The organism is Rhodohalobacter mucosus, assembly GCF_003150675.1.
GTDB lineage: Bacteria > Bacteroidota > Rhodothermia > Balneolales > Balneolaceae > Rhodohalobacter > Rhodohalobacter mucosus.
On sequence record NZ_QGGB01000012.1, the window covers coordinates 18,122 to 44,245 of the forward strand.

The window sequence follows — 26,124 nt, forward strand, 5'->3', positions numbered from 1 at the left end:
ATTATGATGTGTTAGCATGGCGTTTCCAAAAACTATTTCATTTTCAGGAACCTGATGCCCGCCTGCTTTTTCCTTACCTTAGGGCAAGACTTCATAAAATTCCTGCAAAAAAGATCTGAAAAGCAGTTATGAATCAACTTGGCCGCGAAAAATCCCCTTATCTTCTGCAGCATGCCGATAATCCTGTAGAGTGGTATCCATGGGGGGAAGAGGCCTTCGAAAAGGCGCGCAATGAGGATAAGCCTGTATTTCTGTCTATCGGTTACGCCACCTGCCACTGGTGCCACGTGATGGCACATGAGAGTTTTGAGGATGATGGTGTCGCAGAACTGATGAACCGGACATTTGTGAATATCAAGGTGGATCGGGAGGAGCGGCCCGATATCGACAACACCTACATGACGGTCTGCCAGATGATTACCGGTCAGGGCGGGTGGCCGCTTACCATCATTATGACGCCGGAAAAGGAGCCTTTTTATGCCGCCACCTATCTGCCCAGGCATTCCCATCCCAACCGTATCGGTATGTACGACCTGGTTCCTGCCATTAATAAAGCATGGAAAGAGGACCGTGACCGTATTCTGGAATCTGTGGATCGAATCAAAAAGGGATTCAGCCGCAGCCTTGAGCTGGGCCGCTCAGGGGGTTCCCTCACGGAAAAGATTGAACAAGAAGCATTTGATTCACTGAAACAACGATATGACCGGGTTCACGGAGGATTCGGGGGTTCGCCCAAATTCCCCTCCCCTCACAACCTTACCTTCCTGATTGATTACAGCCGGCTCACCGGTAATGATGAGGCGTCTGAGATGGCGGCCCATACCCTGGAACAGATGAGGCTGGGCGGAATCTGGGATCATGTCGGCGGCGGTTTTCACCGCTATTCAACGGATGAGGAGTGGCTTCTCCCCCACTTCGAAAAAATGCTCTATGACCAGGCGCTCATGCTTAGGTCATATGCAGAAGCTTTTAAGCTGACCCATAAGAACCTTTTCCAGAAAACGTCTGAAGAGATTGTGCAATATCTGGACGAATGCCTCACCTCGCCCGGGGGTGGTTTTTATTCCGCCGAGGATGCAGACAGCGAGGGTGAAGAAGGCACATTTTACGTGTGGAGGAAGGGCGAAATCGAGGACATTCTGGACCCCAAAGATGCCGCGATTTTCTGTGATCTCTATGGAGTTCAGGATGACGGCAACTATTATGACGAAGCCACACGGCAGAAAACCGGCTCCAATATTCCGCACCTCTCCGGTCCGATACCCCGGGAGCTTGAAGAGCAGGTGAGCGGGATGCTGAGAAAGCTTCATGAGCATCGAAGGAACAGAGAGCGGCCGCTGCTCGACGATAAAATCCTCACAGACTGGAACGGACTGATGATCGGGTCGATGGCCCGTGCAGGCATACTTCTGGAAAATCCTTCATTCATTGAGCGTGCAGAAAACGCCTGTACCTTTGTGATTCATCAACTAACGGACGAAAATGGCAGTCTGCTTCACCGCTACCGAAACGGCGATGCGGGAATAACAGGGATGGCCGATGATTATGCTTTTTTTATACACGGGTTGATCGAGCTTTATCAGGCAACCTTCAACCCTGATTACCTGGAGCGTGCCGTTCGGCTGCAGAAAGAGTTTACGCGCGATTTTTACGATGACAAACACGGCGGGTTCTTCTTCACACACGCTGGGGCTGAAAAACTGCTGGGGCGCCAGAAAGAGATCTACGACGGAGCCATACCCTCCTCCAATTCGATGGCTGTCATGAACGGCTACATCCTCTCACGCCTGACTGGAAACATGGACTTTGAAAGGCAGGCTTCTGCTACCCTGAACGCATTCTCGGAACAAATGTCGGATGCTCCAGCCGGCTATGCGCACGCAATCCATGCACACATGCTGATGGGCCATGACAGCCGTGAAATTGTGATCTGCACAGAAGAGAGGGGTGAGATCAGTGATCGGTTGATTCAGATCTGCCGCGAATATTCAGGGCCGGGAAGCACCATACTGCTCAAAACGAAGCAGACACAAAATATTCTCAACCGGGTTGCACCCTACACGAAACCTTATCCCGTGAAGAGAGAGATTGCCGTGTATGTATGCAGCGGTTTTGCCTGTAAAGCCCCTATACACACACCCGAACAACTGATTGAGATTTTATCCGGTTAGCATGATTAACCTTCCCAAATAAATTTTATTTTCATGAATATTACTTGTTGTCGCAATCAACATTCTATCATCCAAACAGACACCAGTTACCAGACATGAGCAAAAAAGAAAACGGTTCCATTACCTATTCAGTAACTAACAAGATCGGAACCATTGAGTTCTACCATCCTAAAGGAAATTCGCTGCCAGGCGTACTGCTTCGGAAATTGGCTGATACGGTTCAGGAGGCCGGTAAAGACGGTAACGCAAACGTGATTGTTCTGCGAAGCAAGGGCGATGGAGCCTTTTGTGCCGGGGCCTCTTTCGATGAACTCCTTGCGGTTACCAACATGGATGAAGGCAAGGAGTTTTTTATGGGATTTGCCCAGGTACTGAATGCCATGCGTACATGCCCGAAACCTATTATCGCACGAATACACGGAAAAACGGTGGGCGGCGGAATCGGAATAGCTGCAGCCTCCGATTTCACTTTTGCCCACACTGATGCCTCCATCAAATTAAGCGAACTGGCGCTGGGTATCGGTCCATTTGTGGTGGGGCCTGCCGTAGGCCGAAAAATCGGGGTTTCCGCGTTTTCCACACTCGCTTTTGATGCACGCACATGGTACACGTCCGAATGGGCACGTCAAAAAGGGCTCTATAATAAACTGCTTGCCACCATCGACGATCTTGATGATGCAGTTGATAAGCTGGCCCGTGAACTGGCAGGCAGCAATCCGGAAGCCATGCGGGAGCTCAAGGAGATCACCTGGCAGGGTACCGGCCACTGGGATGCTACCCTGGAGCAGCGTGCAGAGATCAGCGGACGGCTTGTTCTCTCCGACTTTACGCGCGAATTTATCAAGGAGTTTAAGAAGAAGTGAATTAGGAGTTAGGAGTGCCTGGAGTACTTGGAGTATTGAGTAGTGAGTAGTGAGTATTTAGATACAAGTAACAGGATCGTTTGACGTTTCACGTCTGACGTCTCACTTCTCATCCACCAGGGCGGGATTCTCGGTCATTTCGTCCTTGGGTTCTTTTACGAGGAACCAGGCCAGGGCTGAAAAACCAACAGTTACGCTGCAGATGATCAGAAGCACGGTTTTATTTGGTGCTGCATTCATGATGTCGCCGACTGCAAAGCTGGAAACCAGCTGCGGCAGCACAACCGAGAGGTTGAAAAGCCCCATGTAGAGCCCCATCTGGTTCTGGGCAATTTTTTGCGACATAATCGCAAACGGAAGGCTGATGATGGACGCCCAGCCCACACCGACGACAATCATCAGGATGTAAAGGGTCCACGGTGAGTTGCCCAGCGCCCACATCGCGGCGTACCCGATTGCCATAATAACCAATGACGATGCGTGAGTCTTCACCCTGCCGAACCGGTTGGCCAGCGGTTCAAGCGCCAGCACCGGGATGATGGCCGCAACCAGGTTCAGCGAGAAGAAGCTCCAGTTCACCACGCTTCCTACCTGATCCGCAATCAGGTCGGGCATCTGGTAACTCACAAAGGCAAAAAAGTAGATAAACATGCTCTGAACGCCTATCCAGGAAAAAGAGTGAGCCGCCAAAACCTTCTGAAAGCCAATCTTCCCTGCTTCCTCTTTTGACTTCCCTTCTTCAGATTTCAGCAGGGCCTGTAGAATCAGAATGACGGACAGCCCCAGAGCAAACAGTTCAAAATAGTAGCCGGGTATTTCAAAACCGCTCAGCCGTTTGATGATGGCGTAGATGCCATAAAGCAGAAACCCCCAGAGTGGCCGGATGCTGATCAGGATCTGTTTGAGCGATGCATCATTCACGCTGCCGGGCAGTGAGGATTCATCGGAATTCTGCTCTTCCATCGCAATCGCATCTTCATCCTCTCCATAGCGGCCAAGGTACTTTGGCTCTTTGATGAAAAAGGGCGGAATCACCGAAAAGAAGAAGACGAGCACCACGCCAAAATAGATCAGCTCAATGTTCCCGAATACCGCGCCTATGAAATAGGAAAGCACGCCGAACGTCCCGGATACCGTCTGCATCCAGGTGTACCCTTTGGTTCGCGCCCTTCCCTCAGGCGTAACATCCGCAATAATGGAGCGGGTAGGGTTGAATGAGACGTTGATCGAAAGGTCTAGGATCATGGAAATGAGCACCGCAAGACCCAGCACCGCTTCCAGCCCCAGGCCCGCCTGAATCACCCCGATGTTTGGAAGCGCCAGGAGCATGAGGGACGCCAGGGTACCGCCGATCACGATAAAAACACGGCGCCGGCCGTTCCAGACCCAGACGTTGTCGCTGATGATCCCGATAATCACCTGACCCACGATACCCGCAATCGGACCGGTAGCCCAAACCAGGCCTATATCAGAGATATCCAATCCGTACTGATAGGTCAGCAGCCAGCTCAGGGCGGCAATCTGCACGGACAGGGCAAACCCCATCGCCGTAGCGGGCAGTGCCAGCAGCGCATAAAACGTGTTTGAAAGCTTTTTCTGGATATCAAGCATGGTTCAATCCCCTCAGTGATTGGTCAGTCAGTTTTCAGAATGCAGAACAATAGGCAAAGAGTAGTAAAAAATACAGTGGATTTATAATGGTGCAGGATGCAGTCTACTACGCTATCTACTACGCTAAAGCTTCGCAGATCAGGAAAGCTTCCTAGACCAGGGGGTTCAGGGTTCAGGGTTCAGGGTTCAGGGTTCAGGGTTCAGGGTTCAGGGTTCAGGGTTCAGGGTTCAGGGTTCAGGGTTCAGGGTTCAGGGTTCAGGGTTCAGGGTTCAGGGTTCAGGGTTCAGTTATGAAATTGTGTTTTTACAATTGTCCTTTCAAAATTAAATTCGAAATGGATTGAGGCATTTTTCTAAAGAAATGCGCATATGTTACAAAAGATGCAGCACTCTCTTTGTTGACGTCTCAGCAACAGATTTCAAAGGAATTCTCACATTATTTTCAACACTGTAAAACATGCCGGGAGGCCTTTTATGAAAAAATGGTTCACTCTATTCATCGCACTTATCACCACGCTTGCCTTTGCGTCGGAGGCTCAGTCACAAATCCTCAAGCGGTTAAAAGACAGGGTTCAGCAAAAGGTGGAAGACAAGGTTGAACAGAAAGTAAATCGCGAAATTGATCAGGCTGCGGAGGAGATGGTTGAAAAATCCTGGAACTCCATTTTTGGAGAAGGTTTCAGTGCGGGAGACAGCAGCAGCGGCTTTTCCTTTCCGATGAACAGCAATGTAAACACGGAGGAGTCGTACAGGTTTGATGTGGTAACGACCATGGAAATTGAAAACACAGACCCAAATGGCGACCGTCAGCCGCCCGTCACCATGTATATGCACTTTAATGAAAACGAGAACTACAGCGGTACACGTTTTCGCGGTGAAGAGATGGATCAGCAGGAGGGCGATGTGTTTATGATCTACGATGTGAAAAACGAAGCACTGGTGATGCTGATGGAGAGTGAGGACGAAAAATATGCCCTGGCCTACAATTGGGGCGCCGCAAATGAATTTGCTGAAGAGTTGGAGGCGGCGGCCATGGATGGAGGCAGTGACTATGAAACAGATGGAGATGCTGAGTATGAACAAGAGGACGAATGGCCCGGCTATGAAAAAATAGGGACGAGAACCATTGCGGGAAGCGTCTGCGAGGGGTATCGATCCGAGTCAGACTATGAGCGAACGGAGATATGGGTTTCACAGGATCATGACGCCGGCCTACAGCGAATGTTCCGGGCAAACAGCGGCACCAAGCATCTGAAAGGGAAGGTGCCGGATGACTACCCCATGGGCATGATCATGGAGATGACGCACGAAAACCTGGAGACCGGCGAAACCACCGTTATGCGGGTAACCGATGTAGCGCGCAATGCAAATGTAACACTTTCGATGAGCGACTATCCCATGCTCAGTTTTGGCGATATGATGAATCAGCAGTAAGACAAGGTGCAGAGTACAATCTACTACGCTATCTACTACGCTAAAGCTTCGCAGATCAGGAAAGCTTCGTAGACCAAGGGGTTCCAGGGTTCAGGGTTCAGGGTTCAGGGTTCAGGGTTCAGGGTTCAGGGTTCAGGGTTCAGGGTTCAGGGTTCAGGGTTCAGGGTTCAGGGTTCAGGGTTCAGGGTTCAGGGTTCAAATAAGAAGATGATATAATCTGAGATCCAAGTAGCAATGTGATAATTCATGTTTCACATTACCAGTCCGGAGGACGACACAGACGAGCGGGGAATTTATTCCCCGGGGTAAAGGCTTCAGGCTATCCCGAAGTCTCGGGTCTGCGAACCACACGCAGCAGGGCTACAGGCTACAGGCTACAGGCTACAGGCTACAGGCTACAGGCTACAGGCTACAGGCTACAGGCTACAGGCTACAAGGGTAATGTAGTAGTCATTTTTACATCCCGAAGTTTGCGACCACGCCCACACCCCCACTAAGTGCCGCAGGCACGAACCATGGCCGATCTTACCAAAGCATTACACCTAAAATCAATCCATAAACCAACCGAAAAACAACCTTCCACTGACCACTAACCACAATCAAAATCCCACTGACACACTGTTCACTGACACACTGATAAACTGACCTCACCCCCTCCAAGATATTCCGCTCAAAGCTCCCTATATTTAAGGATGAAAGAAATCTGCCAATCCTAAAAAATCTATTGCGAGCTATGTCGAACGCCTATTTTGAAATCCGGGAACCCATTAATGAACCCTACCTGGGTTATGCCCCCGGAAGCGCTGAGCGCGCTGCGCTGAAAGAGCGCCTGAAAGAACTAAAATCCGAGGAAATTGAAATTCCCGCCATCATCAACGGGGAAGAGGTAAAAACCGGCCGGACGGCCGATGTGGTAATGCCCCACAATCACGCCCACAAGCTGGGTACCGTTCATTATTGCGGCGAAAAAGAGGTAAACCAGGCCATTGAAGGTGCCCTGGAAGCACAGAAAAAGTGGGCGGATACCCCCTGGCAGGATCGCGTGGCAATATTTCTGCGCGCAGCCGATATCATCACCGGGCCGGAGCGTTTCACCATGAACGCAACTACCATGCTGGCCCAGTCCAAAACGCCTCAGCAGTCGGAAATTGAAGCCGTGGGCGAACTGGCCGACTTTTTCCGGTTCAACGCCTGGTACCTCACCAAAATCTACCAGGATCAGCCCTACTCCCCCGACGGTATGTGGAACCGGGTGGAGTATCGTCCGCTCGAGGGATTTGTCTTTGCGGTAACCCCGTTCAACTTTACCGCCATTGCAGGCAACCTCCCCGCAGCACCTGCCATGTGCGGCAATGTGGTGCTCTGGAAGCCGTCGCCGGAATCGATCTACTCCAGCTGGTATGTAATGCAGGTACTAAAGGAAGCAGGCCTGCCTGATGGTGTTATTCAATTCCTTCCCGGCGAGGGCGCAGACGTGGGCGATCCGGCTCTGGCCAGCGAGCATCTCTCCGGCCTGCACTTTACCGGTTCAGTGGGCACCTTCAACCACCTCTGGAAGACGATCGGTAACAACATTGAAAAATACCGCACCTACCCCAGAATCGTAGGTGAAACCGGCGGCAAGGATTTCATTTTTGCCCATAAGAGCGCCGATGTAGACCGGCTCGTGATCGCCGCCCTGCGCGGTGCCTTTGAGTACCAGGGACAAAAATGCTCTGCGGCATCCCGCATGTACGTGCCCAAATCGCTATGGCCGGAGTTCAGCGACAAGCTGGTGGCCGAAGTGAAGAAGATCAAGGTGGGCGATGTGGAAGATTTCTCCAATTTCATGGGAGCCGTGATCAGCAGGAAAGCATTTGAAAAAATCACCGGCTACATCGACTACGCCAAAGAGGCAAAGGATGCAGAGATCATCGCAGGCGGCACCTACGACAGCAGCAAGGGCTGGTTTGTGCATCCGACCGTGATTCACACCACCGATCCGCATTTCAAAACAATGGAAGAGGAGATTTTTGGCCCGGTGCTGACGGTGTATGTGTACGAGGACAAGGATTTTGAGAAAACCCTCGACCTTTGTGACAACACGTCGCCCTATGCCCTCACCGGTGCAATCTGGGCACGGGACCGCTACGCCCTGAAGCAGATGGCCGACCGTCTCCGTCAGAGCGCGGGCAACTTTTACATCAACGACAAGCCCACCGCGGCGATCGTGAACCAGCAGCCGTTTGGCGGCGCACGCAAGTCGGGCACGAACGACAAGGCCGGCAGCATGGTCAATCTCTTCAGATGGTTATCCATGAGATCCATGAAAGAGACCTACCAGGCTCCGCTCGACTGGACCTATCCGTACATGGGTAAGGAGTAAAAGTATTCCGGGGTTTCCCGGAAAAACCCATCGGTTTCAAAACCTGGCAGCGTGACTGATTTTTTACAGTGCGCTGTCAGGTTTTTTTGTTTGCTCAAACACTTCATCGGATGATTCTTTTACGAAATAACATTCCAACTTATCAAATACCACTCCATTCCGCAGAAAGTCATCCGATGAATTTTACGGTTCTCATCCTATCGGTTTCTCGTGCCGAAGGCATCCCTTTGGGGCAGATTCACGCTGATGAACCGCAGATAAGCGCAGATTAATATTAATACTCTGCGAAAATCAGCGAATAACTCAGCAAAAATCTGCGTGAAACCATAAGAGCTTTTTAAATCAATTCATCGACTCTCTTCAATACTTACTCATAATGTGTACGGGTATATCAGTCCGTTGCCCCGTTGCCGGTTTGCAGCTCTTTCCAGATGCTCATCCGCAGATCATATGGGTTTGGTTTGGGTCCGCGGAATATGCCAAGGGCATCCTTGCGGGGTTAAAGAAATTCCCCCCATTCCAAAGTGCCTTAGGCACGATCCATTTCCGCTTCCATCTAATTCAACCCATTTCGCTCTCAGGATGGGGGCCCTCTCACATGAAAATGTGATAGCCCTTTATTTATATAAACTATCCTATTAACAATGCTTTAATGGTATTCCAGACCCCGGCAACCCGCAACCCGTTCCGCCGTTGAAATAAGTAGTTCATCAAACAAAACCACAGAAACCAACCTGCCATGAAAAAGCTGATTAAATTTATATTTGCCGCCGTTTCCATCTTTCTGTTGCTCACATCCTGTGGTCCAAGGGGACCCGTAGGACCAGAGGGGCCACGCGGACCTCAAGGACCAGCCGGACCTACCATTCTACCCACATCTTTTGAGTTTGAAGTGGACCTGCTGCAGTCCAACGGCTTCGAGTTCTTCCAGGATATCCCCTCACAGATTGAGATGCTGGAATCGGATGTGGTTCTCGCATTTGTGTTCGAGGATTATATCGAAGAGCAGGACCTGGAAGTATGGAGAAAGCTGCCGGTCATCGAGTTTACTCAAAACGGTACACAGCTGCTCGACTACGATTTCACCTTTGTGGATCTCAGAATATTTCTGGATGCCAATTATCCGCTGGGCGCTGCAGACGAGTATGCGGGATTGCTGATTCGGGGCGTGCATGTTCCTGCCGACTTCGTGAATGCAGGCAAGATGAAGAGCGCGAAGGATGCAGACACCTTCCACGAGCTGGAGTCGCTGCTGGGTGTGGAGATTCAGGATCTTGGAAAAATAAACTAGCTTACTTAAAACGAAGATTAATTGAACTAATACTCCCCTCCTTTTCAAGGAGGGGTCGGGGGTGGTTAGACAGAATTTTTACTGATGATTGAGTACGGAATTAGTTGATAGGCCTTGTTCAACCACCCCTAAATCCCCTCCTTGAAAAGGAGGGGATTTAATTAATCACCTATTTTTAACAGACGGCAACCATCAGAGATGAGACGCTGGCTTGACGGGGAAAACTGAGAACACCAGAGCAAAGCCCCTCCGTGATGCAGTTTGGTCATGGAGGGGTTTCTTTATTTACCGCCAGGTCGCGGAGGGCGCGGAGTTTTTATAATCCTGTAGATAATAAGGTGAATTGACGCTCCCCTCCTTTGTAAGGAGGGGCCGGGGGTGGTTACAGATATTTGAACATGATACAAACTGAAAAATTTGCTCATAAACCTGACTCAACTACGCCTTCATCCCCTCCTTGAGAAGGAGGGGACTTTTCGCTGCCAATGTCACTGATTTTTAAATCGAACTAACCTTCACTTTAACCAACAAACCGGATTCTATACCTCAATCAATCTAAAGACAGAATTCGTAAACGGTAATCTTGGTTCCTTCTTCGCCGGTTCTTACGGTATACATTCTGTCGCTGCTTACGTGCAGTATTTCTTCGTCCTCACCGGGGAGGTCAAAGCTGCCCAGGGGATTTCCCTCGTTATCAAGAACAAGGTATTCGGGGGTATCATACGTATGCAGCCAGAAGTTTCCTGCGGGATCCACCTTCATGGAGGCGGCTACCGGTTTGGTTTCAGGCATATGAGTTGAGGCGAGGGACCGGAACTGCGGCCCTGCAGCTTCCAGTGCGGCGCTTCGCTCCTCCTGCGTCACCGGCTGGTTGGGAACCGGAGCCCTCACTGAATCGACCAGGTTCAAGCTCATATCGTACACCTCCACGTTAAAACTGTCGTTCCAGGCCATATAATATCTGCCGTCCTTGCCTGCGGCCAGCAGCGTGGTTCGCCCGAATGGAATTCGCCGCATCGTCAGCTCGTCCGTAACCAGGTTGTTCATCTCCCTGAACTCCAACCGTTTATCGCCGGTTAATCCGGAATCCAGATGGGCCGGTGCCAGTTCGTGAATGTACCAGTACACACCGGGTTCCGGCATCTGGTTTTTGCTCTGCCGGACAATGACATTGCCGGCGGCATCCACCGCCTCGGCTCCGAATCGCGATCCCTCAATGGTCATAAACGATTCAGGCACCCAGGTATCCCCGGATTCCTCATACACCGCGGTGCGATTGTTGAACATGTCAAAAATGATCAGGCGGTCGTTCTCATCAATCATAAAGCGCAGAATCGCCCGAAAATCCGCAGGACCCGCTCCTTCCTGCCCGAATGCAGTCAGAAATTGCCCGTCGCGGCCGTAGACGTAAATCCTGTGGGCTCTCTGATCCACCAGAAAGATCCTGCCCTCTGAATCTGTATCTATGGCGGTGATATATTCAAAAAATTGACCCTCCGGCTCATCGATGGTGAAGAGCCGTTCCAAGCCAACCCCCGGCAGCTCATCCGTTCGGATCTCTGCTGCACTGTCCATATCCCGATCCGAACTGCAGGATATGAATAACGGGATGCTTAAAATGATGAGTAACTGTTTCAGAAATCGATTCATAAATCTCAGGCTTCGTTCAAAATTTATTTCACCTCAGAGGCGCGGAGGACGCTAAGGAATAATGTTCTCTTATCAATTAGAAATATTTCTTTTAGAAAAAAGAACGAATCGAACCCACCTCAACTCCATAGAAATTATGATAAAAGCTTCCTTAAACTTTCTCTGCGCTCTCAGCGTCTCCGCGGTGATCCTTCTCCGCGGCCTCTGTGGCTCCGCGGTGAATAATCTCTTTGGGTTCCGCTTTCTCCCAGATGCCCATTGTGAGGAGGATCAGCGTGAGGCTGGTGCCCAGGCCCCAGAGTACCACCACGGCCAGGTCGGTCCAGAAGGCGTTGGTGCCGATCAGTATCAGCGGGAGCAGTCCGCCCATGGTCGTCAAGGATGTAATCAGCACCGCACGCATCTTGTTGCGGTACACCTTCACCCAGCTTCGAAGTCCGTGGATACCCGCCGCCCGGCAGCGCTGTTTTTCATGAATGAGCAGAATGGAGTTGTTCACCACCACGCCCACGGCAAGCAGCGTGCCCGCGATTGCACCCTGGTCGAAATTGATGTCATGGAACAGGGCTCCCGCCATCACCCCGATCAGACTCATCGGTATGGCCAGCAGAACCACGAGCGGATCGCGCCAGCTCTCCAGAAGGGCCGAAACAATCATCCAGACGCTCAGAATGGTCAGCATCAACAGCAAAAGGTAGTTCTGCAATTTCTCATCCTCACCCCACGACCAGAAACCGGATCCAAACTGAATGGACGCACCCACCGGAACGGGAACCTCCTCCAGCACCGATTCGATGTAGTTGGAAGCAAGCCGGGGCGGACCCAGAAAATCGACCGTGAGGGTGCGGCTGTAGGACTGATCCTCCCGAATGATCTGCGACATGGTTTTCTCGCGGGTCAGGTCGGCAATCTCGTCAATCTTGAAAAGCTTCTCACCGGATATCCGTGCCCGGTCGAGGAAATCGGATTCGTACTGTGTCTGTGCCTGGTTGGTGCCGATCAGATACATCCGCTCACCGTTCAGCTCCACCTGTCCGCGCACGTTGGTCGGGTTGATATCGAGCTGGAGCGACTCCAGCACATCGCGGCGGTTCAGATCGCGCATCGAGAGCCGCTCATCATCCAGATTCAGTACATACTGAAACAGATCACTTCGGCCCCACCCCACGCTGTGGATGTCCACCTCCTGCACGCGCTGATTCTGCATCAGCCGTGCGGCGATGTCCTCTGCCAGAAGCAGCAGCTCATCATAGGAGAAACCCCTGAGGGTTACGCGCTGTCCGGAGATGCCTCCTCCGAATCCGGTGCTGTGTCCGTCGCCCAGGCCGCTCACCGAGATGCCGGAGTTCCCGATTTTGGTAGCCAGAAAGATCGCTTCCGAATAGAACTGGTACGGTTCTGTACGGTACAGATATTCATCCTTGAGATGGAATTGCAGGCGTGCACCGGAATACTCCGAAATATCCGCTTCAAAATAGGTAAACGCCTCCTGGTAGGGGATGGCGGTAAGTTCAAAATCCCGCACCATCTTGTCGATCTCTTCAATCGGTGTGCCCTGGGGAGTCCGGATACTCACAAAAATACGCTCCCCTTCAGATCGGCTCCAGGGTGTTCCGAAGTAGGTTTCATTGAAGAATTTATAGGTGAGTCCGCCCACCCAGGGATCGATATTGCTCCGATTGTCAAAGTAAGTGCGCGTGAACTCTGGCCACCAGGTCTCCTCCCAGTCCGGTTCGGTGATCGTAAAAAGCGGAATGCCGAACAGCGCCACGACGCCGACATAAAACAGCCAGCGAAGACGGTACCGAATATAAAAACCGCGGATCATGACCCGGTTTAAAATCTTGCTCACTTTTCTCTTGAAGGCCCCATCCCGTTTAACCGATTCCGATTGCACCAGCCAGATCAGTGAATAGGGAATCCAGCTCAGTGCGATCAGGACCGATGACACGAGGGTGAGGGTGAGTGCGACGGCAAGCGGCACCAGGAAGAGCTGGAGCTCCTCCATCGCAAAAAAGAGCGGAATGAAGATCCCCACGGTGGTAAGCGTGCTGCCGAATACCGGCACCAGCGTGTAGGGCAGCTCTTTTCGAATGTGATTCAGCCTTTCGGACCGACCGGCCGGCAGTTTCGGGTTGAGCTGCTCAAACACCACAACGGCATTGTCGATGATCATACCAAGCGCAACCGTGAGCCCTGCAAGGGTCAGTACATTGAGGGTATAATTCATAAAAAAGAGAATGCTCAGGCTCATGAGCAGGGAGAAGATGATACTGCCCAGAATCACAAAAGGCGCCCTCAGGCGGCGAATAAAGAGCAGCAGGATGATAAATACAAACAGCAGGCTGAATGCCGACTGGTACTGGAGGTCGCCGAATTGAGCGCGCAGGTCGTCGGTGGAGTCCCGTTCCAGCTGGATGGTGATATCGGGCGGAAGATTGGATGAAATACGCTCCATTTCCGTCCGCACCTGTTCCGCAAGGCCCATCGCGTCCGCACCGCTTTCGCGAACAAAAATGAGCGTGAGCGCCGGCTTGCCGTTCAACCTCTTGATGCTTTTAACGGGATAGTCCTCTATCCCTATCTCTGCGATGTCGCCAAGCAAAATCTGTCGGCTGCTGCCGGGAACGGTCAGCTTCATCTGCCGGATATCGCCGATAGACTCGAATTGCGGGGGAATAAGCATGCTCATCCGGCTGCTGGTTTTCTCCACAAATCCGCTGGATCGCCAGTTCAGCCGTTCCCTTATCGTGTTCATGATGGAGGATGAATCAAATCCGTAGCGCTCGAGAAGGGTGGTATTGAAGCGCAGGGTCAGGGCCGGATCCATCGCCCCCTGAATCTCTACGTCTGCCAGCCCTTCCAGTCCCAGCAGCTGCAGGCGGATCTGCTGAACGGCCAGCTGGTAGAGGTCGTTGGTGGGCCGCTCACCGCTCACCGAGTAGGCCATGAACGTTTCCTGGTCCTGCAGCTCACGCGGAATCGACCGGCTGATACGAGGCTGCAAAATCTGTGGCGGGAACTCCTCCCGGAGCCCATAGAGATACTCCTGCAGCTCAAGCACCCTGTACTCCACGGGTGTTCCCTCTTCAAAGGTGATGGTGACGCTCGAGCGTCCCTCCTGCGACACCGACCGGATTTTTTCCACATTACGAAGGCGCGTGGCCACAGACTCCACCCTGCGGGTCACCTCCTGCTCTATTACCTCAGGGGAGGTGCTGCCCCAGCTGTAACTAACCGTCACCGACGGCAGACGCAGGTCGGGCGCCATCTCCACGGGGATGTTCATCCACGCCACCACGCCCACCAGTGCGATGAGCATGTAGCTGAGGGAGATGAAATATTTTCGGCGGAAAATCTCGCGCATGGTTACTTGTTAAAGCTTCTTAGTTTACTCCCCCTTAAAAAAGGGGGGCGGGGGGATGTTCATCATTCTAATATCAATACATTTAACATAACATCATCATGAAATGAACTGTAAAACTTTATTCTCTAAAAATCCCTTTTGATTCTTCATAATCCCTAACCCATCCTTCTATTGACATTAATACATTATTCATGTCTTTCTTTACTTCAATGTCATCAAATCTGAGGACAGTCAATCCAATTGATTCAAGCCAGTGCTGCCGTGTCATATCTTTTTGAAAGGATTCTTCATTGTGCGAATCGCCATCAATTTCAATTACCAGTTTTAGTTTGTTGCAGAAAAAATCAACAATAAAATTACCTATAGGCTTTTGTCTCAAAAAACAATATCCCAACATCTTATCACTCTTGATCTCTTCCCAAAGGAGAATTTCTGCTAGAGTCGAGTTATTTCGAAGTTTTCTAGCAAGTGGTTTGAGTTTTGGGTTGTAATAAATTTTCATAAGTACATTCAGTTCAACACCAAGATTAAACACCCCTCTAAATCTCCCCTTGTTAGGGGAGACTGTTATCTTCTCACTTCTACCTTTTCACTTTTCACTCTTCCACCTCCTCCATCACCATCTGACCCGCCATCCGCGGCCTCACATTCTGCAGGTGGCTCAGGGCGAAGTGCCGGTCAACGGCTACTGTATCGCCGGGGGCGATCTGTTCATGGTTGATGATGGCCCACTCGGATGTCTGATACTCGGGATCCACGTAGACCCACTCCACGCGTTCACCAATCAGCTTGAACAGCAGGGTTCGTCCGCCGTCACGCTCCAGGATGGCCGACCGCGGTACGCGTGCAATGCCTTCATGCTGCTCAATCTGTATTCTTCCTTCCACGGTCATGCCCGGCCGCAGTGCACGGTCGCTGTTATCCACTTCCACGACCACCTGACCCGTTTTGGTTTCCGTATTCACCACCGGCGAAAGCGCCCTCACGCTGCCCTGTTTCCGGATACCGGAGGGTGTTGAAAGATCCACGGCCATGCCGCGGCTCAGGCGGTTGAGTTCCGCTTCGAGCACATCGAATCGAATCAGTACCGTGGTGTCGTCGATGAGGCGTCCAAGTTCGGCACCTGCACCAATATAGGCGCCGGGCGTGATTCGTTCGGGTACCGACAGTTCACCGCTGAATGGAGCCAGAATAGTGGTGTACGACAGATCCAGCTTGGCCCGCTCCAGGGCTACCTCGGCCGCGGCCAGTCCCGTGCTGATGCGCACCATCCGATCGCCGTCCATCTGCTCAGAATCATTTCTGCCCTGCCGCTGACGGGTTTCAATGTTATACGCCACCAGGGCCGACTCATACTCATTCTGTGCCTGCAGCAGCTGGTATTGCCATTCTTCGTCGTCAAAAGCGAGGATTACCTCTCCCTCCTCCACTCGATTGCCGTCATCCAACTCGCTTTCCGTAATAAACCCGCTGATACGGGGACGAATTACGATCTCGCGCAGCGGCTCCACCACCCCCTGGCTTTCGATGTAGACATTAAGGGGCTCGTCATCCGCCATCGCAAAAATGACGTCGGGCCGGATATCCACATCATCCGGCCGTTCGGGGCGTTCAGGATCTTCGGCGCCGGAGCATGCGGTAATTATTAATAAGATTACAATTGATGAGTACGTTGATAATTTCATTGTCGGTGTTTGAGTGAAAAGGCAGAAGTGAAAAGTGAAAAGGGTTTCTCGTGGGTGTTAAAGTTTTAAGAACTTTCATTCGGATTAGGGTTCTCCCCTCCTTTCCAAGGAGGGGCCGGGGGTGGTTCCTTCAAATTTCTTCATTTATATCAATCTTACATTCACTGGCACGTTCTTTAAAAAGATCTTCCAGATATACGATTACACTCTCATAATCCTCTTCAAAATCCAGATTTTCAATTCTGATAACTTTGATTCCTTCAGCCGTTAGAAATTCATCTTTCATCCTGTCTTTTTTGACCGTCTCTTTGAAATAATGGACATCACCATCAATTTCTATAGCCAGTTTCAGTTGCGGGCAGTAGAAATCAAGTATGTAATTCCAATTCCATACTGTCTCCTCATCTTAAAACCCAACATCTTCCTGCCTTTCAGGTCATTCCAAAGACGAACTTCCCATTTGGTCATGTGATTGCGCAGATACTGGCGCTGTTTCTTTGTTTTCTTCGGATTTAACATTTGGTCATTATCACAAAATCTTCTTTGAGAACGTGACTGTGGTCAATTCTCAACCACCCCCGGCCCCTCCTTGGAAAGGAGGGGAGCGTTCGAAGTCCATTCATGGTTTTCAGTAATCATATCACTTCTGCCTTTTCACTCCCCTTTTCCACCCACCCGAAAATTACCGGAATCAGATAAAGCGTCAGCGTGGTGCTGGTAATCATGCCTCCCATCAAAGCAAGGGCCAGGGACTGCCGGAAGGCGTAACCCTCCCCGAATGGAATTAACATGGGAACAAGGCCCAATATTGTGGTAACACTGGTCATCACTACCGGACGAAACCTGTGCCGGCCGGCCAGTTCAATGGCTTTACCAAGGTTTCCGGTATCTTCGAGGTAGCGGCGCATAAAATCCACCTTCAGGATGGAGTCGTTCACAGCAATACCGGTGAGTATCAGTACGCCCATAAACGACATCGCATTAAGCCCCGTACCGGTAATCCACATGATCAGCAGCGACCCCACCCAGGCAAACGGCACGGCCAGGATGATGATCAGCGGATACTTCAGGTTTTCGAACTGGATAGCCAGAATGATGTAGATAATCAGAATACTGAGCAGCAGCAGGGCGGCCATGTCGGTCATCAGCCCCTGCACCATCAGCGCGTTGCCCGCCACCTGCACCTCGGTTCCGGTTGAACGGATAAAATCGCGCACCGCGTCCATGGTTTCGCCCCGGTTCCACCACCACTCGGCAAGGGTCCAGTCGGCCACATAGCTGAGCACTGGCGTCTGGTCCACCCGCTCCAGCTGTTCGGGCTCTCTTGCCCGCTCAATTTCGGCAATATAGCTGAGTGGAATTTCACGGCTTCCCAGGCGAAGCGTGATATCGGTTGGGTCATATATCTGCCCCTGCTGGCCCAGAAGCCGGATGCTGATTCGTTCATCCTCGCGTGCCCAGTCGCTCACAAAACTGCCTCGGGTTACCGACTCGAGGTAGCGGATCACCTCCTGCTCGCTGATACCCAGCTGCAGCATGCGGTCGATCCGGAATCGCAGGTTCCAGATATCCACCTCCTGCTCGTACTGCTTTCGAAACTCCACTGCCAGGCCCGCATCGCGCAGCGACTGTTCCAGGCGTCCGGCTTGTCGCTCACTCTCCTGGCGGTTCATTCCGATCAGGCGAAACAGCACGGGCGGCTGATCGGCCCCTATCAGCGCACTCCAGCTTTGGGTATCCGATACGGGCTCCACGGTCCACTCCGGAAAATCCTGATCAAAATCAGTCAGGATGGCGGCGGCCTCTTCGGCGTCCTCATAACCGTTGACGGGCACCGTGACGGTAAACTTATTCAATCCTTCCCGTGCCAGATTCGCCAGGTTGGTCTGATCGGTGTACCCGCCCTCCATCTGGATGCGTCCGCCGCCGAGGCCCGCATTTTGCAGGCGGAGCAGGAGCGCATCGGACGCCTGACGCGTGGACGGTAGCGATGTGTTTCCGGGCAACTGTATGCGCCATGTAACCAGCGACGGTTCGTCCTCAGGCAGCATCGATTTGGGAACCACCGTAAAGGCATAACCCGCCGCAGCTACCAGCAGCAGTGCGCCCATAAACATCCATAAAGGACGTTTCAGTACCCGCTGCAGGCTTCCCTCATACCGCTCCAGCAGGTTGTCGAAAAATGCGCGCGTGTTGAGCTGGCCATCGCCTTTTATTCCGTTTTCATCATCTTTCCTTTTACGGCGTTCCAGAATCTGAACAACCAGAACCGGCAGAATCACCAGGGCCACCATGAGGGAGGCCAGCAGGCTGATGGAAAGTGTGTAGGCCTGATCCTGGAAAAAAGCCCCCTCAAATCCGCCCAGGAAGATGAGCGGCAGAAAGACGGAGATCGTTGTAAAGGTTGATGCCGTTACCGCGAGGGCAATCTCTTTGGTACCCCTGGATGCTGCGCGCTTCACGGTTTTTGTAAGCGGCATGTGCCGGTTGATGTTTTCGAGAACCACGATGGCGTTGTCGAGCAGCAGACCGATCCCCAGGGTGAGTCCGCTCAGCGAAACGATGTTGAGCTGGATGTCGGATACGTACATCACAAAAAAGGTGAGAAAGATGGAGACCGGGATGGCCACGCCAATCGTAAACGGGGTGCGCACATCATTCAAAAAGGTGAACAGAACAAAAAAGGCAAGAACGCCGCCGATCAGAAGCGTCTGAAGCAGGTTGGAGATCGCTTTGCGGATAAAGGTAGCGTCTTCGCGCAGTATCTCCATGCTGATGTTGGGATAGAGTTCACGCATCTGCTCCAGCAGCGGCATGAGGGTGTCGAACACCTCCACCGTATTGCTGCCAAACTCCTTTTTCACGAGCAGATTGAGCACTTGCTCGCCCTGAAGGGTTGCGAAAGAAGTGGGATCGGTCTCTGCCAGCTCTACTTCGGCAATTTCACCCAGAGTCAGGATGCGACCCTCTCCCAGCAAGGTGAGCGGCATCCGTTCGAGCTCTTCCAGCTCGCGTATGCGGCTCTCTATCTTGAGCGAGTAGCGATACCAGCCGTCGCGGATCTCCCCGCTCGGACTCATGATATTGGCCTGCTGCACCAGGTTCTGCACCTGACCCAGCGACAGCCCGAATCGGTCGATCTCCCGCGGCAGGTAGCGGATCTGCACTTCCGGCTCTACGGCCCCCACCGTAACCACCTGCGCAATGCCTTCGGCTTGTTCAAGGCGCCTCGAGAGCACCTGCTCGGCCCACCGCTTCAGCGCAAGGCGGGTTTCAAAATCGGCATTGGGACGGTCTTTCGAGGTGACCGCAATCACCGCGATCGGTTCATCGGCCGTGGTATTGAATATGAGCTGCGGACGCGAGGCCTGGTCGGGCATGATGTACTGAACCTGATCCAGTTTCTCCCGTACGTTGAGGAATGCGAGGTCCATGTTGTGGCCCCAGCGGAAACTAAGGTAGATCACGCTCTGCCCCTGCCGGGCAAATCCGTGCACCTGCTCGATGCCGGGAATGGTGCTCAGCACCGCCTCCAGCCGGTCGTTGATCCGGTTTTCAATCTCGCGAGGCGACGCACCCTGCCAGTCGGTACGCACCACCAGGTTGGGCGAATCCACGTCGGGCAGCAGATCCACCGAAAGCTCATTGAGTGCGAGCCCGCCAAAAATGAAGGCAGCCAGGATCAGGATAATAGCGGTTATGGGTCGGTTTAGGAGCAATGCTTATGATTTGATTTAAGGACCTGACAGCGTCCCGGTGCTTTTCCGGGTCCTATCAGCGTCCGGTGTTTAAGTTGGCAGTTGGCAGTTGGCAGTTGGCAACTTTGGAATCATGATTTAGATCTTCATAACATTATGGCCTCAGATGGCAGTTGACAGTTGGTTCCGAAGCCTCGAGACAGCTTGGCGCCTGTAGCTTGCATCCTGAAGCCTGAAGCATGCACCCTACGCCTTGTGCCATGTGTGCAACGAAAAGAATAGTATAAACTTCTGGAAACTGCAACAGTTTATTTATAGACGAGATGGAAATAAGGAAAGTTTTAATTGAGCTGTCAGCTTACAGGTTTCAGCTTTCAGCTGATCTGTATGTTGTTAGTAGTCAGTGGTCAGTTGTTTGCCCCGTAGGGATCACTTCGCGGGATTTTCCCCGTCTCACGTTTGACGTTTGACGTCTGGCGTCTCAAGACTCACGACTCAAATCAAACCCATACCGCACCACCTCCCTCAGCCCATCCTCATTCACTTCCAATACCCAGAGTGTTCCGTCCCGGATTTCCTGGATGCGATGATCCGGATTCCAGGGAAAGACGGCCAGCAGCTCGCCGGTGTTTGACAGAACGTGGTACTGCGTGGCGTCCGGGTCATCCGTGCGTCGTTGTACCCAGAGACGGCCTTCGTCATCGGGCATGAAGGTTGTCCACGAGGGCCACGTTTCGGGCATGTCGTCGTTCTCCACCATGCTCTTCCAGGGCTCGGTGCGGTCCCGGTAATCTTCCAGGATCTCATTGCGGTTTAACGGCGGATTTTCATAATCGTAATAGACCGCCCTTCGGTACTCCCCATTCAGATCATAGTATTTGAACAGAAAATGCTCGTTCCAGCCGTGTATGATTCCATCTTCATGCACCTGTACGACCGACGATCGCTTATAGGGAACCGACATAACCGACATGCTGCCGTCGCCGTGGTGTACCAAAGCCTCCGATGCCGGAAAGTTGTACACCTCATCACCTGCAAATTCGCCGGTAACGGCGTTCATCATCCTTCCCCGGATGCGGCGCTCCGAAGGATCAGCATTCGGCCTGCCTGCACGAAAGCCCATGCTGAGATGTGCCAGTATCAGATTATTATCCGGTACAAGCGAAAATGAACTGAATGATTGTGGAAATGCAGCCTCCTCGTCCGACGGAACCGATACCGAAAAGTCACCAACCACCTCAAATGTATCCGGATCGTACCGGGTAATCCGGCGGTTTCTCCGATCGTAATGGTAAAAATAGTTTTCGTCCGACTGCATCACCCCCACAGCCCTGTACTCACCTGGGCCATCACCCTCTCGTCCAATCTGCCGGTTGTAGCTGCCATCCGGATTGAAGAGGTGAATGGCCGTTTGGCGGCTGTCTCCGATAAAGACCCTTCCGCGGGGATCCACGTGAACCATGAGCCAGTCGCTGAGCAGAACATTTTCCGTATCCCCGTAGACCGTTTCGGGAATCAGTTCGATTTCACGCACTGGCTCGGTATCAGCCGGAAACACCGCCAGGTTTTCGAGGGATGCGATTTCCTCTGGCAGTTCTACATTCGGGGCGGAGCAGGATTGAATCAACAGGAACAGGGTGACTGCCACGGAGGCACAGAAGAGGAGTTCTAATTTCGTGGTTTTCCGTGTTTCTGTGGCATTCCTGTAGAATTTGTTCATAGTACCGGAATTTTATGAGCTCTCAGCTATCAGGCTTCAGATGTCAGCCAGTTGTTTGTTGATAGTAGTTCTTCAGATTTTGATACTTTTTATTCTACAAAATTGAATATAATTCTACAAATGTAGAGTATTTTGGGCTAGGAGTCAGGAGTTGGCGAGTACTTGGAGTCTTTGGAATTTGGATTTTGGGAATTGATAATTGGTATTACCCCGTCTGACGTTTGACGTTTTACGTTTGACCTTTGACGTCTGCCTCTTCACTAAATCATGAGCAGAAACAAACTCATTCAAGCTTAACCGCAGCGGACGCAGAGGAGTCGCGGAGGGCGCGGCGGTGGGTAGCTTTCAGCTGATTTGTATGTGGTTAGTAGTCAGTGGTCAGTTGTTTTGAATTTTGAATTTGGGATTTGGGTTTTCCTCTTCTCCCGTTTGACGTTTGACCTCTGACCTCTGCTTTCTTCTTATATCTTTAAAAATAAGCTTTCCGGCACTGGTCAATTGATCTGTACCGTAAATCTCCTGATGACCGGAACGTCCTCTACATGTCCGATCAAATAATAATTTCCTTTCTCATCCTGCCAGTTGATAAATGACTTGGTCCTTGAAAAGCGCCTTTCATCCATCGTAGTCAATAAATCATAATGCAGGATTTTCCCATTCGGGTCAAATACCTGGGCATACATGTCCAGATAATGATAACCTGATTCTTCGGTAAATTCTTTGTTCTCACGCCTGATTCCATAAAAATGTATCAGACTGCCGTCTTCGAGAGAAAAAATGCCCATATTGATACTCAAAATACGACCCATATAGGGTCCGCCGCTTGAATAGATGATGGAAGATCCGGGCAACAATCTCACCTCCCTGTACTCTTCCTCGGAGTCTAATATAACGTAGGGTTCTACATCCGGTATGGCACCCTGCAGGGTTTTGCGGTATTCCCATAACCCTTCTTCGTTCTTTGCGAATTCGTACAAGTTACCAGTAAAAATGGCGGGAGAGTAATAAAACCTGCTGTTGTCATTTGCCAATGTAAAACTGCCCGGGGCGTACATCGTTTCAAGCCACAGATACCTGCCTTGAATATCTAATGCGTTATAGGGAAAAAACGAATAGCGACGTTTCTGGAAATCCTCGCTGTAAACATGAAAAAGATCCCGGTTTTCTCTTTCAATTTTGGACCATGGGCTGGCGTCTAAAAAAAGAGCCAGCATATAACCGTCCAAATATTGAATGGCTGTGGGGAAAAACTGGTCTGACAAATTATATGGATATGAGTCAATTAAGTCACCCTCAGAAGATATGACTGTATATTGCAGATTTCCCCTGTCCATAACGACCAGGTCATTCTCAGGTGTCAATTCCATCAGTTCTATATCCTGAAATTCACCCGGGCCCCTTCCGCGACCGCCCAGGCTTCGGAGGTAGTTTCCATCGCTATCAAACACCTTGATTGTAAGGTTTCCCCGATCGGCAACATAAATGTTATTTTCCGCGTCAGTTCGTACAGCAAGTGGCCTGCCAAACTGATTCTCAAAAGGCTGTTCCTCCAGGCCAATTATCAAATTGGTTTCCATTGAGAGGGTTCCTGTGGGTTCTAACCGGCTGACGTTTTTCGCATCTTTTTGGCAGGAAAACAGTAATAAAAAGATGAGTAGAAACGGAATGAACTGCATTTTACTGTAAAAGAAAAGCTTCTTAAATAGTGTGAATGTAGTCATCGCAATCATTTCGGAATCTTGATAGAGTATTGAGTTATTAGATCAATTCCGGATAACACTATACCGTGATACTTTTGGCTGCCCCCCTAATTCTAATACATAAAATCCATCACCAGCTGGGTCTGCAATCATATCAATTGGGAAATACTCCTCAGATTTACTTGTGTATATAAAAGTTTCTTCATGACTTAGACTACCCCCATTGAAGCTGAATTTATCAATCATGACATCTTTATTTTGACGCATGATATAGATGTTTTCATCTATTACATCAATTGCACGAATTACTGCTTCCATTTGCTGATTCATTGATTCAGCCGGTATTGTCGATAAAATGTCTTCATCATAATTATACAGACCCTCGAAATCATTTAGATTTACTTCAAATTCTTTATTTCCAGATAAATCATAAATTTCAAGTACCGGAAAGTAGATATAGGCAACATACAATTTTTGACCACTAATTTTCATTGCCGGCCAATGCGCACCTGAAGGCAAGCCTGAGTTTTTATACTTCATCTCCCCAAATTGCCGTACTTCATTCCCTTCAAAATCAGTTACCACAAATAACGAGTCCTGTACCAAATTTGAACTCATTGATAAAGATGAAGGAGAAAATGAATACATCTTTCCGTCATGAACAGCCATAGAAATTGATGAATGTAAATGTTGAAATATAGACTGCAATTCACCATTTGAATCAAAAATCTGGGTTCTCTTATTTCCTTGGTCTTCTACGACAACAATGCCAGTATCAGCTGAAATAACAGAAGCATGTGTTAATTCACCCGGTCCCCTCCCTCTGGACCCAAACTCACGAATAAAATTACCTTCCATATCATACTGGATAACTATAGACTTATACGGGTCACTTACATAGATAAATTTATCGTAATCCGATGCAAGTTTATAAGGATTTGAGAGTAAACCCGGACTATCATGACCAAAACTATATACAAGTTGGATATTACTTTTTCGATTCTCAGTATTGTGATTATCGGAATCACACGAAACCAGTATTAATGCGGCAAAAACTATATTGCAGACAAAAATTCTCATCATTCAAAAATGCTTAAACCTATTAGCTGATCCGTATGTAGTTAGTAGTCAGTGGTCATTTGTTTGCCCCGAAGGAATCGTTTCTCGGGAGTTGGGAGTTAGGGGTACTTCGAGTGCCTGCCCCGAAGGGATCGCTACGCGGGAGTTATGGAGTACTTAGAGTTATTGGAATTTGGATTTTGGGATTTTGAAATTGGAATTTCCCCGTCTCACGTTTGACGTCTGACGTCTCACGACTCATGACTCAATACTCATGACTCTAGACTAAACCCATATTTCACTACCTCCACAATCCCCGTCTCTTCATCCGTTTCGCGGATATAGACATGTCCGTCTTTCACCAGTTCCATCATGTCGGTGGCGGGACGCACAAAGGCCGCCAGTTTTTCTCCGGTTTCGGCCAGCACCCAGACCTCGTTTTCCTCTTCATTCACTGTTGGCAGCGTAAGCCAGATGCGGTTTTCTTCGTCCGTCTCGATGTCCAGGAATGCCTGGCGAGTTTCGGGGATATCCATGCGGCGCAGGGCGTCTTTCATAGCTTCGTCTTCGTAATCGGCGATCATGCCGTCGCGGTCGAGGGGCGGACTCTCCCGGGAATGGTAGATGGAGCGGATCACCTCGCCTTCCAGATTCCTGGCGTGCAGCAGGATCCTGTCGGAAAAGCCCGAGACGATCTCTTCTGCGGGCGACACATCCGCATAGGTGCTGCCCATGAACGGGAGAGACATTATCCGGATGTTGTTATCACTCTGAAGCATATGCATCTCTGCCGGCCGGAATTCGATGAACCCGGATGAGAGCACATTCCCATCCCCGTCCACGATTCTGGGGGTCCGGCCCATCAGAAATTTCTCCCCGTCGCGCTCCATCTGGTTGTAAAAAACCAGGAATCGTCCGTCGCTCAGCGGTTCGGCTTGCACAGGAAATCCGCTCAGGTCATCACTTCCCCCGCCAAGCGGGTGAGTCCGCAGAAATGTGCCATCCTCCGGATTGAAAACCGATATGCGCTGCTGGTTGATGTCGAGCACATAAAGTTCACCGTTGTGAATCCGAGGCTGATATGCGGCGTTGAACTCTCCCGGACCTTCTCCGCTGCGTCCGATTGAAAAGCGGTACTCCCCATCGGGATCATAGGCATGTACCGTGGCTTCCGACTGATCTGCCAGATACAGGTTCCCATTGTCATCCACAGCGATACCCGATATGGAACTGATAAAGATCTCATTTGTATCCCCGAACCGGGCCTGCTCGGTGAGGGAGATGTCGTATTGCGGCTCTTCCTGGCCGGAAAAAACGGCCACGTTCTCCATGGCGGCGATATCTTCAGGTACTTCAACTTCCGGCGATGAGGAGCAGGAGACGAAGATCAGGATGAGGGGTAAGAGAATAAATCGGAGATGAAACATGGAAATGATTATTTATTATGTATGATTTGTTGTGAGTTGTCGGTGTTCAGTTGATAGTTATTAGTTGTAATGCCAGTGGGAGT

General features: G+C 50.8%; 16 protein-coding genes and 1 pseudogene. 6 read left to right on the plus strand and 11 right to left on the minus strand.

Features of this window, described 5'->3' with window-relative positions; genetic code table 11:
- Nucleotides 1-128: 128 nt before the first annotated feature.
- Nucleotides 129-2,171, plus strand: coding sequence for a thioredoxin domain-containing protein (locus tag DDZ15_RS16140; RefSeq protein WP_109648162.1), 2,043 nt, complete (start codon nt 129-131; stop codon nt 2,169-2,171).
- 95 nt (nt 2,172-2,266) lie between these two features.
- Nucleotides 2,267-3,034 (plus strand): enoyl-CoA hydratase/isomerase family protein, encoded by a 768-nt coding sequence (locus DDZ15_RS16145; protein WP_109648163.1) that lies wholly within the window; start codon nt 2,267-2,269, stop codon nt 3,032-3,034.
- Nucleotides 3,035-3,136: 102 nt separating this feature from the next.
- Here the strand turns inward: DDZ15_RS16145 and DDZ15_RS16150 are convergent, their stop codons facing one another.
- A complete protein-coding gene (locus DDZ15_RS16150) occupies nt 3,137-4,645 on the minus strand; it encodes an MFS transporter (protein WP_109648164.1) in 1,509 nt (502 codons plus the stop codon).
- A gap of 474 nt (nt 4,646-5,119) precedes the next feature.
- Here DDZ15_RS16150 and DDZ15_RS16160 point away from each other — a divergent pair, with 474 nt between their 5' ends.
- From DDZ15_RS16160 to DDZ15_RS16180, 4 genes are all read left to right on the plus strand, one after another.
- Nucleotides 5,120-6,079 (plus strand): LolA-like protein, encoded by a 960-nt coding sequence (locus DDZ15_RS16160; RefSeq protein ID WP_109648165.1) that lies wholly within the window; start codon nt 5,120-5,122, stop codon nt 6,077-6,079.
- Nucleotides 6,080-6,315: 236 nt separating this feature from the next.
- Nucleotides 6,316-6,576 carry a hypothetical protein gene (locus tag DDZ15_RS16165; protein WP_109648166.1) on the plus strand — a complete coding sequence of 87 codons (261 nt, stop codon included), beginning with the start codon at nt 6,316-6,318 and terminating at the stop codon, nt 6,574-6,576.
- A gap of 236 nt (nt 6,577-6,812) precedes the next feature.
- Nucleotides 6,813-8,444, plus strand: a complete 1,632-nt coding sequence (gene pruA, locus DDZ15_RS16170) for an L-glutamate gamma-semialdehyde dehydrogenase (RefSeq protein WP_109648167.1) — start codon at nt 6,813-6,815, stop codon at nt 8,442-8,444.
- Between the two features lie 739 nt (nt 8,445-9,183).
- Nucleotides 9,184-9,735, plus strand: coding sequence for a collagen-like triple helix repeat-containing protein (locus tag DDZ15_RS16180; RefSeq protein ID WP_109648169.1), 552 nt, complete (start codon nt 9,184-9,186; stop codon nt 9,733-9,735).
- 555 nt (nt 9,736-10,290) lie between these two features.
- Here the strand turns inward: DDZ15_RS16180 and DDZ15_RS16185 are convergent.
- From DDZ15_RS16185 to DDZ15_RS16230, 10 genes and pseudogenes are all read right to left on the minus strand, one after another.
- Complete coding sequence (locus DDZ15_RS16185; RefSeq protein WP_109648170.1) at nt 10,291-11,385, minus strand: 6-bladed beta-propeller; 1,095 nt, start codon at nt 11,383-11,385, stop codon at nt 10,291-10,293.
- A gap of 151 nt (nt 11,386-11,536) precedes the next feature.
- Nucleotides 11,537-14,752: an efflux RND transporter permease subunit gene (locus DDZ15_RS16190; protein WP_109648171.1), complete on the minus strand. Its 3,216-nt coding sequence runs from the start codon at nt 14,750-14,752 to the stop codon at nt 11,537-11,539.
- Between the two features lie 118 nt (nt 14,753-14,870).
- Nucleotides 14,871-15,254 (minus strand): endonuclease domain-containing protein, encoded by a 384-nt coding sequence (locus DDZ15_RS16195; RefSeq protein ID WP_109648204.1) that lies wholly within the window; start codon nt 15,252-15,254, stop codon nt 14,871-14,873.
- 94 nt (nt 15,255-15,348) lie between these two features.
- Nucleotides 15,349-16,437, minus strand: coding sequence for an efflux RND transporter periplasmic adaptor subunit (locus DDZ15_RS16200; protein WP_109648172.1), 1,089 nt, complete (start codon nt 16,435-16,437; stop codon nt 15,349-15,351).
- Nucleotides 16,438-16,567: 130 nt separating this feature from the next.
- Nucleotides 16,568-16,956, minus strand: a pseudogene (locus tag DDZ15_RS17110) (endonuclease domain-containing protein).
- A gap of 116 nt (nt 16,957-17,072) precedes the next feature.
- A complete protein-coding gene (locus DDZ15_RS16210) occupies nt 17,073-20,156 on the minus strand; it encodes an efflux RND transporter permease subunit (protein WP_109648173.1) in 3,084 nt (1,027 codons plus the stop codon).
- A gap of 460 nt (nt 20,157-20,616) precedes the next feature.
- Complete coding sequence (locus DDZ15_RS16215; protein WP_109648174.1) at nt 20,617-21,855, minus strand: 6-bladed beta-propeller; 1,239 nt, start codon at nt 21,853-21,855, stop codon at nt 20,617-20,619.
- A 494-nt stretch (nt 21,856-22,349) separates the two neighbouring features.
- On the minus strand, nt 22,350-23,432 hold the full coding sequence (locus DDZ15_RS16220; protein WP_158278755.1) for a 6-bladed beta-propeller: 1,083 nt from the start codon (nt 23,430-23,432) through the stop codon (nt 22,350-22,352).
- Nucleotides 23,433-23,618: 186 nt separating this feature from the next.
- Nucleotides 23,619-24,638 (minus strand): 6-bladed beta-propeller, encoded by a 1,020-nt coding sequence (locus tag DDZ15_RS16225; RefSeq protein WP_109648176.1) that lies wholly within the window; start codon nt 24,636-24,638, stop codon nt 23,619-23,621.
- A gap of 248 nt (nt 24,639-24,886) precedes the next feature.
- Entirely contained in the window at nt 24,887-26,041 is a 1,155-nt protein-coding gene (locus DDZ15_RS16230; protein WP_109648177.1) for a 6-bladed beta-propeller, read from the minus strand.
- Nucleotides 26,042-26,124: the final 83 nt, after the last annotated feature.